Genomic DNA, 12,483 nt, shown 5'->3' with positions numbered 1-12,483 from the left:
AGTGTTGTTATTTGGTGCACATAACATTATAGTCTTTGGCTACACGAGAAGTAAATCAACCATGTTCGTTTTATTTATTTAACAAAATATCTATTACTTTCAATGTATTAATAAATATTTTTGAGCCTAGAGCATTTGGATATGCCGTTGGCATTGATCGTGCAAAAAAAATTTGAACAATTTAATTAGTCATTTAAACACTTTGTTGAATAGTCCATAGAGTCTAATACAACACAACAAAAATACTACTTGAGAACTCAATCATGACAATCAGAACTTTTATATCTAATCCATTAGCCAAAGCTGTTGCTATTGGCCTTACCACTTTTTTACCCTTACAAGCCTTAGCACAAGAAACTGAAGAAGATGTCGAGCGTATTGAAGTGACAGGTTCATTAGGTAGCTTACCAGGACAAGATGTTGAAGCCGTTTTTGGTTTTGGCAAATCGATTTTAGAAACACCACGGTCAGCATCAACAATTAGTCAAGAGCAGCTTGAACGTTTTAGTGTGAGTGATATAGACGAGTTAGTCGCTTTTGCACCAGGAACATTTACCCAATCATTCTTTGGTGTGGCAGGTTCTTTAGATGTACGTGGTACGCCTGGTGAAACCTATTTTAGAGGTGTTAAGCGATTAGATAATCCGGGTAACTACCCTACACCCATTGGTGCATCTAGCCGAATTGATATTGTTCGTGGTCCAGCATCTCCCATATATGGACCGTCTAAGATTGGGGGTTACTTAAATTTCAACCCTAAATCAGCACGTGCAAGTGGCGGTCAGTACCTAGAAAATAACACTGGCGCATTTTCCTACACCACTGGTACGTGGGACAAAAGCATACTTACTGCTGAAATAGGAGGTCCTGGTAAATTAGCCGGTAAAGACATGGGTTTCTACCTTTACGGTGAAGTAGAAAATTCTGGCAGCTATTATCAAAATTCAGGTACGGACCAAACTGTGTTGCAGGCGTCTTTTAACGTTGATATCACTGACAATTTACGTATAGAATTCGGTGGTATGTACCATGATTATGATGGCAACCAAGTAGCTGGTTGGAACCGCTTAAGCCAAGACTTAATTGATAATGGTAGTTATGTTACCGGTACTGCAAAACCACTTGACATAAATGGCGATGGTTCAATTTCTCATCAAGAATATAATCTTGAACGAGACGGAATAAACCCATTCATTTTTAACAATGCTGATTTTGGCTTATTTCCTGACAGAATTACAAATGCTGATTTTTCTCCTATTTTATCACTGGATAATCCAGGTAAAACCAAACTAAGAGGCGACCAAGTGTTAGTTGCCGCTGACGATGTTTTACTTAACACGGTTGAGACACTCTATTTTGATGCTTTTTATTACACCGATAATGGTTGGGAAATAAAGAACCAAATGTTCTATGAAGGTTATGAAAATCTTAATGAGAATGCCTACGGTTTCTCCCAATTTCATGATAGTTGGGTGTTTGAGAATAAACTCGTGTTCTCAACGGAATACCAGACTGATAGCATGTTAGCCCAAGTACAAATTTCACCTTCTATTCGTCACACGGATTTTTTACACGGTGATGACTTTACCAACGAATATTTTAACCGTCGTGACCTAACTGGACCATCCACTGCACTTGATAGACGTTTATTGGCAACGCGCATAGGAAAAGACTTCGATAACTATGATGAGGGTAGCTATACCGATTTAGGTATTGCAGCTATGACTGACATCACCTGGGATATGGGGCTAAACATTGTACTAGGTTTGCGTTATGACACTATAGACGTAGATTCAACCAGTCGAGGTGATTTATTACTCACACCATCAGATATCGTTTCAGTAAAAGAAACATTTGATGGTGTTTCTTGGAATGCTAGTGTTTCATTTAAAACTGAAATTGGTTTTATTCCCTATATCACAGCTGCTGAACAAGCAACCCTCGTTGCCGGTCAAGGTGCTGAAATAGGTGTAGGCCAAGTATCGGATGGTGCATTTGATACATCAGATTTATTCGAGTATGGAATAAAAGGTTCATTCTTAGACGATAGCCTGTACTTCGCTCTGTCTATTTATGAGCAAGAACGCACAGATTTTAGTGCTCAGGCAATTGTAACTAATTCTACCACTGAAAATAATGGTACAGAATTTGAGTTACGTTGGGTAATCAACGACAACTTAGTAGTTGGCGCTGGTTATACAAATATAAAAGTTTATAACGTAACAGCAATGGAAGAAGGTAATCAATTTGGATTCTTCGGTATTGAAGATTTATCATCAGTAACTGACGCATCATTGTTGTATGGTGGAGCCGTTATTGGCTTTAACTTAGTTGATGATAAAGAAAGTGCTAGAAAGGCCGGTATACCTGAGAATATTTACACTTTAAATGCTACTTATGACTTCCAAAACGGTTATGCAGTAAATGCTAGCCTTGTCAAAGCAGACGAAACATTCTCAAGTTTCTCTCAAGTTGTTACGCTTCCTTCATATACATTAATCAACGCAGGAATATTTTACGAAGCGGATTCATGGACAGCCAGCCTAAATATCAAAAACTTAACTGATGAAAGATACTTTAGAGCTAACTTCCCTGACCTCTTTGGTTCTCAAATTGTGTTACCTGAACTCCCACGTCATTACCAAGCGAAGTTCAGCTATAAGTTTTAATAGAAGTTAAACTATACAAAAAATTAAACTCTATGAGGGTAAGTATGTGTCATGCGTACTTACCCTTTTTTATTGGGACAAAAAGTATGCGCAAATTAATTTTTAAACGATTAACTATTTTTAATATCGTTGTTTTAACCCTCTTTTTAATGAGCAGTTGCCAGGATAACAGTAAATTAATTCAAACTAATGTTACTCCCCCCATAGAAATAAAAGTGGTCGTTGTCACTATGTTTGAAATTGGTGCTGATGAAGGCGATAAACCGGGTGAGTTTCAATTATGGAAATCAGGCCAGAAGCTTGACACTTGTCTACCTTTTGCCGTTTCACACCATGATATTTGTATTAATACCGATACCGGCGTTATGGGCATAGTTACAGGTATGGGCACCGCCAAAGCAGCCTCGGCTATTATGGCATTAGGTTTAGATCCTAGGTTTGATTTAACCCATGCTTATTGGTTAGTGGCTGGGATAGCAGGATTTGATCCTGCTGATGCATCCATAGGCTCTGCCGCTTGGGCGACCTGGTTACTCGACGGTGATTTAGCCCATCAAATTGATGCCAGAGAAATACCTGATAGCTGGTCAAACGGTTACTTTCCACTATTTACCACCGACCCATTATTGGAAAAGCAAACTCTAAACGTTAGTAAGCTCAATAGACATGGTCAGTCCACAAATGGCGAAGTATACCAACTCAACTCTCAGTTGGTTGATTGGGCATACACACTGACCAAAGATGTTGCGTTAAATGATTATCCGGTTATGCAAGCTCTGCGAGACAAATACATCGGGTATCCAAATGCACAAAGAACCACCATTTGTATTAAAAGGTGAAACATTTAGCCGCATCCACTTTTTGGCATGGCGATTTATTAAATCAGTGGGCGAATAACTGAGACTCACTACTGGACAGCTGGACAAGGAAATTTTGTTAGCTCGGGTATGGAAGATACTGGCAGTTACCAGTCCATGATTTATTTAGACAATGCAGATAAAGTGGATAAATCTCGTTTTATGGTGGTTCGCACAGGCAGTAATTACTCTATGCCACCACCTGATTTATCCGCAATTGAAAATTTAAGACTTGAAAGTGGTGAAGATGGTTATGCAGGCATGCGTTCCGCCCTAGAATCAGCCTATTTAGTAGGCAGTAAAGTAGTGGATACTATTGTCGCTAATTGGTCACAATACAAATCCACTATGCCCTATGAAGTAAAAGGCAATATAGATGAAGTTAGCCAACAGCAGCTTACCCAAAGCAATGAGAGTTCTGCCTCAATCAATAAAATATCGAGTATCACTGATAGCGAAAACCTATTGACCGCAAATCAATTGGCTAAAGCCTTGAACCTAGAGGCACATGTTGAAGGTGGCTATTTTCGGCAAACATTTAAAGCGGATCACCGGCCTACTATTGCTACTCAAAATGGCGACAGAGTGACCATGAGCAGTATTTATTACTTGTTAAGTGCCCAATCCCCTATTGGCCATTTTCATATGAATCAATCAGATATCATGCATTATTTTCATATGGGCGATCCTATTACCTACTTCATGCTTAATACCGACGGTAGTTTACAGCAAACTATATTAGGGCCAGATCCCATCAAAGGGCATCAAATGCAAATGATGGTTAAAGGTGGGACTTGGAAGGCATCGAAAATCTCTTCCGGTGGTAAATATGGATACGGCCTCATTGGTGAAGCCGTAGCTCCCTGGTTTTGAGTACCCTGATATGCAGTTAGGTAAAACCGCTATGTTGTTGAAGCAGTTTCCACAGCATACACAAATCATTGAAGAACTGAGTCAAAAATAGGCTGTTAACTTTGCTAGGTATTGATACTATTTAATCAGTATTGTTTTTTAATTCATTTTAACGTTGAGAAAAAAACATGAAAAAAAATATGCATCCCAGTAACATTAAGCTTAGCTTTTTTGATCTCCAGCATTAGCGCACAGGAAACAACACCACCCAACTTTATGACCGAGCAGTTATCAGAGCAGTTATTGAATCAAACCGTTGCACTTAGCGAGCCAAAATTAGGTTAAAGCTCTAAGCAGAATTATTACGTAAACACTATGACGCGTTAGTGCAAAGTGGATTTAGTAAAGACGAAGCACTGCAGCTTGTTATTGCGATGGCTTCGCAACATCAACAATAATATATAAGACTTAAAATACGACTCGACAACATTCATTCTCTTCAATGTAAATGTTAACAATAAGAGGTCGTGGCGTATTTTACCTATATGCATGCATCAAAGGGTTATGAACGAACATGTGTCGGATAATGTTGTGCCTGAAGACCTGAGTTTTAAAATGCTTGATGCTGATAGCATCATGACCTCTTTGTTTAGACCTAGTAGGACCTGAGATATCTAAAAACACCTAAAAATATTTTATTTAATATGGTGGATGAATTTGTAACTATTGACGAAAAAAAAACAGTTAGCTTATCTCAAATTGGTGAGATATCGATAAATACAGCAACCATAAACTTTTCTTTTTATTTATGTATATCGATTGAAAAAATAAGACTATGAGTGGTTTTTGAGATTTATCTAGTAATTTAGATACAGTATCTTCGCTTTGAATAGTTCAGTAAATAACCTGATATGTAGAGTAGTTATTAATGAATAGGTTTTATATTTAAACTTTTATTAATAATCTTTATTGCATTACCCTGTTAAATGTCTATTTTTCATTGGTGAATATGATGCAAAAAAATGAAAACTAGGCTAAATGGCAGAAAAAACTAGTACACTTTTAGTAAATTAGCATCATCAAAAGCCTCAACTTCCTTTAAATAACCCAATTGATATCTCTTAACTTAAACTCAAAATATGTATTGTAAATAAAAGTTCGTTCTCTATTTAAATGATTTTTTGCAACCAATGTTGTTTAACATCTTCTGCTAAAAAACTGGCGTTAAAACTATTTTTTACTAACTGTTCTAAATGATGTTTTTCTATAGGCAAATGATCGATAATTGCAAAAAAATTATCATTTAAATACCCCCCGAAGTAACTAGGATCATCGGCATTAATGGTGGCCATTAGTCCTAAGTCGAGTAATTGCAATACGTTATGCTCTTGCATATGTTTAAACACTTTTAACTTAGTATTAGACAGGGGACACACGGTAAGTGGATGTTGTGATTGGATTAAAAACGCAATTAACTCGGGGTCTTCAATACACCGTACACCGTGGTCGATTCGATGCACATCCAATACTTTCAGTGCATCCCAAATGTACTCTGTTGGACCTTCTTCGCCTGCATGTGCCACCCGCTTCAATCCTAACGATTTGGCCATTTTAAACACTTGAGCAAATTTTTCAGGTGGATTACCTAATTCGCTACTGTCCAGACCAACGGCAGTAATGTCGTCTAAATAAGGTCTTGCAGTTTCTAGCGTTTCAATAGCACTTTGTTCTGTTAAATGCCTCAAGAAAGACATAATCAATAAGCAGGATTGCCCCCATTCTTGTTGTGCTTGTTTGATAGCCCGCTTAAATCCTGACATAAATATTTCAAATCCAATACCGCGTTGAGTATGGGTCTGCGGGTCAAACATTATTTCGGCGTGTACCACATTATCATCTTTGCACCTGAGCAAATAATTCCACATCAACTGGTAAAAATCGTCTTCGTCTTTAAGTACTGAAGCACCGAAGTAGTATAGGTCTAAAAAACTTTGAAGATCTTCGAAATCATAAGCCTTTCTTACATCTTCAATATTTGCATAAGGTAAGTCAACCCGATGCTTTTTTGCTAGAGCCATCATTAAGTCAGGCTCTAACGAACCTTCTATGTGTAAGTGTAATTCTACTTTTGGTAATGATGCTACCCAATGCTTTAAGTTTTTTTTAGTCATTTCTCCACCTATCTTGTATAACATTCAGCCCCTAGAGTTGCGCCTATAATTGCACCAAAACATATAACTTTGTTAAATATTGGTGCAAAAATAACGAAGTTATCTAGATCAAACATATATGTATATCTCAAATCAAAAAGCTACAGCACAATTTTTATTATTGTTTTATCACATTTGATGACATGATAAGTATTTTTACAATATAAATCAGAGCAATGCCAGACTAGATGGTCAGCTTCTTGCTGTATACTTTTGTAAAACAACCATAAAAATAAAAATGATGTCACATCAAAACCAGAGCGATAAATATGTCTAATTTTCTTGAACACTTTTTTAAACTAAAAGAAAAAGGTACCAATCTCAAAACGGAATTTATAGCAGGCTTAACGACCTTTGCAGCTATGTCTTATGTACTTGTCGTTAACCCTAGTATTTTAGGTGCAGGTGGTATGCCAATCGAAGGGCTGATCACCGTCACTGCGATTGCAGCATGTCTCGGTACCTTATTAATGGCACTGATGACCAACTACCCCATCGCTATGGCGCCAGGTATGGGCCTCAATGCCTTTTTTGCCTTTACTATATGTTTAACCCGAGAAATACCATGGGACGCAGCATTAGGCATAGTATTTTGGAATGGTATTTTATTTTTACTGTTGTCTGTCACAGGCGTCAGAACCAAAATAGCCGAGGCCATACCGGCAGCTCTTAAAATTGGAGTGCAGTGCGGCATTGGGTTATTTATTGCCTTCATAGGTTTAAAGAATGCGGGCCTAGTAGTTGATAACCCTGCCACCTTCGTTTCTATTGGCGACCTATCTGAACCTGCCACTTTATTGGCCTTGGCAGGCATCATCTTAACGATTGTATTAGTCATTAGAAAAGTCACCGGTGCTATTCTCATTTCAGTAGTTGTGTTAAGCCTAATAGGGGCTTTCATACCTGTTGGCGACGGATATTTAACACAACATACTAGCCAGTTTATCGGTCTACCTGATGATATAAGTAGTACATTTTTTGCCATGGACATTATGTACCCCATCGAATATTTTGCTGAAACATGGGATCTTATTTTTGCACTACTATTCGTGAATATGTTTGATACCATCGGCACTTTAATAGGTGTATCCCGTCGAGCTAACCTGCTAGATGAGCAAGGAAAATTACCTAAAATGGGCAAAGCCATGACGGCAGATGCAGTGGCTAGCGTTATGGGCGCTGCTATAGGTACGTCACCCGTAACCTCATACGTAGAATCGGCTGCAGGCGTATCAGCAGGCGGCAGAACAGGACTGACATCGGTATTTGTTGCCCTGTGTTTTATGCTGGCATTGTTCCTCACTCCCCTTATGAAAGTCATCCCCTTAATGGCGACTACCCCGGCACTAATCATGGTGGGTATACTGATGATGGACTCCTTTAGACAGCTCGATTTTGACGACTTAACTTCCCTAGCGACTGCTACTGTCGCCCTGCTCGCTATGCCACTCACCTTTAGCATCAGCGAAGGTATTGCTCTTGGTTTTATTACTTACGTGGGCATAATGCTAGGCACAGGACGATATAAACAAGTGACAATGATCACTTATATTATGGCCGCGGTGTTTGTATTGAGATATGCGTTGGATTTGAAGTAAATCCAACATTTTGAAGACATTGCAACTGTTAGCACTTTTTATTTGAAAGCCATACTACCAGTATGGCTATTCATTAAATGTTTAGAGGTAAAATACTAAACCCTATGAATTACAATAAATTTTATAAGAGATACGCTTTCAGAGGCATTAAGTTTCACTAGGATTTGATGGAAGTAGTCAATTTACATTTGGGATTAGCGAGAGTTGTAGTTTCTTTGCTCATAATAATAGAGATGATTTTGATAGGGTCTCATCAGTAATAATCAATCGGTCAATAGCACCAAACACATTCAAGCTAGTACAATAAAATTGAAGATGGAAGACATAAATTGTTGTTAAATCATAATGCTTGCTCATTCTTTAATCCCTGTGTGCTTTGTGTGTTGAAATTAAATAATGCGTAATGATATATTTATTAATAATTGTTCAATTATAGTTTGTGCAGTTATTCTTCTCACTTTTTATTAATTTATATTTCAACACTTCACCCTAATTTGAGGACATCATATGTATTTTGAAGATTATCAACCGGGTGACACATCTAGGTTTGGCGCTTATCAAGTAACAGAAAGTGAAATAATAGAATTTGCGAGCAAATATGATCCCCAGTATTTTCATTTAGATGATGAAGCGGCTAAAGATTCACTCTTTGGGGGCTTATGTGCCAGTGGATGGCATACTTCGGCTATGTTCATGCGTATGCTAATTGATAATCTTCCTGAAGAACATGGGTCACTTGGCTCACCCGGCATCAACAATCTCAAGTGGCTAAAACCTGTATATCCGGGGTATATTTTAAGTGTGAAAAGTTGTGTGACACAGTGTAGATTGTCTAAAAGTAAACCCGACGTTGGTCTAATTTGTGTGAATTATGAAATTGTGAATCAACATGATGTGACAGTCATGTCACTAGAATCAAATGCATTCTTCAGATGCAGAAATACCAAGTTACCAGTGTGATAATGTAACAATGAGTAATAACTGAGTGAAACTCAGAAATTTATAAAACTTTAATTGCGTCGATAATAAAGAGTACTGGCACACTAATGATAACTTTAAGCTTTGAAAATCAATAAGGATATCTTCGCCAGTGAGCCGCAAATACTTCACTGGTTCGAGTTTTCCATGTGACAATAATCATTGAATGGCAGAGACTCTCTTGTCAGCCCAATTTAAAGCATCTTGAAATAAACGATAAGATTGTTCATGGTCAATGTTTATCTGTTTGCAAAACAGTTCAATATTTTGCCAATCTGCCTTTTCAAATAGCTCACATAATCTTAAAAAATATGCAGACTCACCTGTACGATTAATGATCGCATCTTTCATATCTTTGTGAAGAGGTAATTTATCCATAAGTTCATGTATGTCACCATCCACCATGGCATCAATTAAAGATAATAATCCGATCAAGAATGCAGAGGGCTGAGAATTAGTCGGCATGGTTGCATTCACCATTAACTCGCAGAAACGACCTCTAGATAATACCATGGCAGTCAAGGCTTGTGGTTTACCTGTTGAGAATTGAGCTGTAAACAACAAACTAATAAAACGTTTTAGCTCTTGGCTCCCGAGCACAATTATTGCTTGTTTAATACTCTGTATAACAGCATCGCGTTTAAAGATTGGAGATTGCACATAACGTAATAACTTAAAAGACAGGTTGATATCATCTTCAAATATTGAAGTGACCTTTTTAATATCGATTTCGGCTCTATTGAATTCGGTCCACAGGTTAGCGACAGCAATCTGAGACGGATTAAAAGCAATCGTCTTAATAATTTCAGGCCGACTAAAAAAATAGCCTTGAAAATACTCACAGCCAATACTTAATCCGTGTTGAAAATGAGAATAAGTTTCAATCTTTTCTGCCAGTAGTTTGATATGAGGAAACGGTTTTAAAGCCGTTATGATCTCCTGAAATTGTTGTTCAGTTGTTAAAGAATAATCGAGCTTTATGATGTCAACATATGGAAAAAAATATTTCCACACTGAATCATGTTCGTAATCATCTAACGCAATGGAATAACCTTTATTTTTTAAATCAATACAAGCATCTAACAACCTTTTACTGGGTTTGGCTGTTTCAAGAATTTCAACCACAATTTTATCTTTGTCCAATAAAAATGGATAACCATTTATAATGGAGTCATGGGTAAAATTGATAAAGGCTAATGAGCCTTTGGTCAAACTCTCCAAACCTAAATTAAATTCTAATCCTTCAATTATTTTTGCAGTGGCTTCATCTTCATTAATATTTTTGGGAAATATATTATCAAGGCTGTCACGGAGTAATAATTCATATGCAAATAAGTTTTTATTCTTATCTAAGATAGGTTGGCGTGCCACATAAAAGCTCAATTTTATTCTCTCTGTTGTTACCGCTAATCAGAAACCTATGCTTCTACGAAAATTATTATAACAAATCATTTAAAAATTAGTAAGGTGAATTTCAAGCCAACATGTTTAAATAAAATTCGTATATACCCGCTCGATTTTCTGTAAATTTACGACCAATACAAGGTGTTTTGAATATACTTTATTGGGCGTGCTTTCACACACAGCTGCCTTAAACATCACACCGGAAAATGCTCTTTCCAATGCAAGGCAATCTGCTCTCTAGTGCAGCACCACACTTTATCATGGCTTTGCACATATTCTATAAATCGTTGCAATGCTGCCATACGTGCAGGGCGACCGATAATTCGACAATGCAAACCAATAGATAACATTTTAGGTGCTGTTGCACCCTCTGCATATAACACATCAAATGCATCTTTAAGATACTCGTAAAACTGTGCGCCACTATTAAATCCTTGTGGCGTAGCAAAGCGCATATCGTTAGTATCCAACGTGTAAGGCACCATTAATAAAGGTTTAGCGTATTGAGTATCGTAATACGGCAGGTCATCTGCATAGGAGTCGGCGCAGTATAAAATGTCATCTCTTTCAGCTAACAATTTAAGGGTGTTAGGGCTTGTTCTTCCGGTATACCATCCCTTAGGCTTACTACCTGTGATAGCTTGATGTAACTGCACCGCAGCATTCATCATTTTCTTTTCTTGTGGTTCAGGCATATCTTGAAAATTAATCCAGCGCATTGCGTGACTCGCTATCTCCCAGTTTGCCTCTTTCATAGCTGCTACTGCTTCTGGATTGCGTTGCAATGCCATCGTGACACCAAATACGGTAATCGGTAAATTATAACGAATAAACAAATTATAAAGCCGCCAAAAGCCAGCACGACTGCCATATTCATACATCGACTCCATACTTAAATGTCTATCTGGGTATGCCTGCGCGCCTATAATTTCTGATAAAAAAGTTTCTGATTGTTGATCACCATGCAACACACAGTTTTCACCACCCTCTTCATAATTAAGAACAAATTGCACGGCTATCCTAGCTTGATTAGGCCATTTAGGATGTGGGGGATATTGGCCATAACCTATTAAATCCCTTGGGTATGCATGTTTCATCAACTACCTTCAAATTCTGTTGGAACTGATAAACCACAGCCAGTTAATATTAACCTCACCAAATTGTTTGTAGCTTCAGTAAAATCAGTTTGAGTCATTGATTTGCCTCTGAGTTCATTAATTTGCACAGAAAAGTCAGCATAATGTTGTGATGTTGCCCAAATATTAAAGAGCAAATAATGAGGGTCTGTTGCAACTAGTTTACCTTGCTCAATCCATTGTTTTATCACATCTACGCGGCCCGCCATCCAATTTGCATGCTGGTCTTTAAAAAACTTGTCTAAATTAGGTGCGCCATTGATAATTTCTAGTGCAAACATTTTGGATGCGTCTGGTCGACAACGAGATATCTCCATTTTGTCAGCAATATAATGTGCTAGTACTTCAGCTGGATCGTCACTCACAGTTGCTTCATCAAACCGACTATTCCATAACCGAAGAATATCTTCCAACAAAGCCATATAAAGTAACTCTTTAGATTTAAAATAATAAAGCACATTGGTTTTAGGTAATTTAGCTCTATTTGCTATTTGCTGAACCCGAGCTCCTTTATAACCGTGCAGAGCAAATTCCTTTTCAGCAGCATTTAATATTTTACAGCGGTTAAACTCCCCAATACTGATTTCTTTGTGATTCTTACTTGCACACATTTAATATTTAATTTCCGTTGTATAAAATTTCATATGCTTTGATTAACATTGAAAATATCACCCAATCTAGGGGAATAATATAACCATAAGCAGTTACATTGAAATTACTATAACGCTCAACAATCGGCATTTTAATTGCTTAACTAATTTTAAACTCATAACAAAATG

At 37.5% G+C, this 12,483-nt stretch carries 8 protein-coding genes and 1 pseudogene; 5 read left to right on the top strand and 4 right to left on the bottom strand.

Translation table 11 applies throughout. The features are described from left to right. The first annotated feature begins 263 nt into the window (after positions 1-263). The 3 genes and pseudogenes from Q0Y52_RS13060 (at position 264) to Q0Y52_RS13050 (ending at position 4,399) form a co-directional block, all read left to right on the top strand. Positions 264-2,669 (top strand): TonB-dependent receptor, encoded by a 2,406-nt coding sequence (locus Q0Y52_RS13060; RefSeq protein WP_297822236.1) that lies wholly within the window; start codon positions 264-266, stop codon positions 2,667-2,669. A gap of 32 nt (positions 2,670-2,701) precedes the next feature. Further along, a pseudogene (locus Q0Y52_RS13055) lies at positions 2,702-3,817 on the top strand (purine nucleoside permease); the annotation flags it as partial. Between the two features lie 57 nt (positions 3,818-3,874). Next, positions 3,875-4,399, top strand: a complete 525-nt coding sequence (locus Q0Y52_RS13050) for a cupin domain-containing protein (protein ID WP_297822418.1) — start codon at positions 3,875-3,877, stop codon at positions 4,397-4,399. A gap of 1,148 nt (positions 4,400-5,547) precedes the next feature. Here Q0Y52_RS13050 and Q0Y52_RS13045 read toward each other — a convergent pair. Beyond that, positions 5,548-6,549, bottom strand: coding sequence for an adenosine deaminase (locus Q0Y52_RS13045; protein ID WP_297822234.1), 1,002 nt, complete (start codon positions 6,547-6,549; stop codon positions 5,548-5,550). 308 nt (positions 6,550-6,857) lie between these two features. Here Q0Y52_RS13045 and Q0Y52_RS13040 point away from each other — a divergent pair, with 308 nt between their 5' ends. Beyond that, positions 6,858-8,186 carry an NCS2 family permease gene (locus Q0Y52_RS13040; RefSeq protein WP_297822232.1) on the top strand — a complete coding sequence of 443 codons (1,329 nt, stop codon included), beginning with the start codon at positions 6,858-6,860 and terminating at the stop codon, positions 8,184-8,186. A gap of 507 nt (positions 8,187-8,693) precedes the next feature. Continuing rightward, entirely contained in the window at positions 8,694-9,146 is a 453-nt protein-coding gene (locus Q0Y52_RS13035; protein ID WP_297822230.1) for a MaoC family dehydratase, read from the top strand. Between the two features lie 177 nt (positions 9,147-9,323). Here Q0Y52_RS13035 and Q0Y52_RS13030 read toward each other — a convergent pair whose 3' ends face one another. From Q0Y52_RS13030 to Q0Y52_RS13020, 3 genes are all read right to left on the bottom strand, one after another. Further along, a complete protein-coding gene (locus Q0Y52_RS13030) occupies positions 9,324-10,547 on the bottom strand; it encodes an EAL domain-containing protein (protein ID WP_297822228.1) in 1,224 nt (407 codons plus the stop codon). Between the two features lie 215 nt (positions 10,548-10,762). Next, a complete protein-coding gene (gene puuE / locus Q0Y52_RS13025) occupies positions 10,763-11,665 on the bottom strand; it encodes an allantoinase PuuE (RefSeq protein WP_297822226.1) in 903 nt (300 codons plus the stop codon). Next, positions 11,665-12,315 carry a TetR/AcrR family transcriptional regulator gene (locus Q0Y52_RS13020; RefSeq protein WP_297822224.1) on the bottom strand — a complete coding sequence of 217 codons (651 nt, stop codon included), beginning with the start codon at positions 12,313-12,315 and terminating at the stop codon, positions 11,665-11,667. Before Q0Y52_RS13020 ends, puuE begins: the two co-directional genes overlap by 1 nt. Between the last annotated feature and the right edge of the window lie 168 nt (positions 12,316-12,483).

It is taken from the genome of uncultured Paraglaciecola sp. (genome assembly GCF_943787955.1).
Classification (GTDB): domain Bacteria; phylum Pseudomonadota; class Gammaproteobacteria; order Enterobacterales; family Alteromonadaceae; genus Paraglaciecola.
The sequence above is the reverse complement of the archived record's forward strand: the minus strand, read 5'-3'. Positions and strand labels throughout refer to the sequence as shown.

What these genes read in the sequence shown, in the direction of transcription:
- Q0Y52_RS13050 (WP_297822418.1), top strand. Translation starts at nt 3,875, where the DNA reads ATGCCCTATGAAGTAAAAGGCAATATAGATGAAGTTAGCCAACAGCAG.
- Q0Y52_RS13040 (WP_297822232.1), top strand. Translation starts at nt 6,858, where the DNA reads ATGTCTAATTTTCTTGAACACTTTTTTAAACTAAAAGAAAAAGGTACC.
- Q0Y52_RS13045 (WP_297822234.1), bottom strand. Translation starts at nt 6,549, where the DNA reads ATGACTAAAAAAAACTTAAAGCATTGGGTAGCATCATTACCAAAAGTA.
- Q0Y52_RS13060 (WP_297822236.1), top strand. Translation starts at nt 264, where the DNA reads ATGACAATCAGAACTTTTATATCTAATCCATTAGCCAAAGCTGTTGCT.
- Q0Y52_RS13035 (WP_297822230.1), top strand. Translation starts at nt 8,694, where the DNA reads ATGTATTTTGAAGATTATCAACCGGGTGACACATCTAGGTTTGGCGCT.
- puuE (WP_297822226.1), bottom strand. Translation starts at nt 11,665, where the DNA reads ATGAAACATGCATACCCAAGGGATTTAATAGGTTATGGCCAATATCCC.
- Q0Y52_RS13020 (WP_297822224.1), bottom strand. Translation starts at nt 12,315, where the DNA reads ATGTGTGCAAGTAAGAATCACAAAGAAATCAGTATTGGGGAGTTTAAC.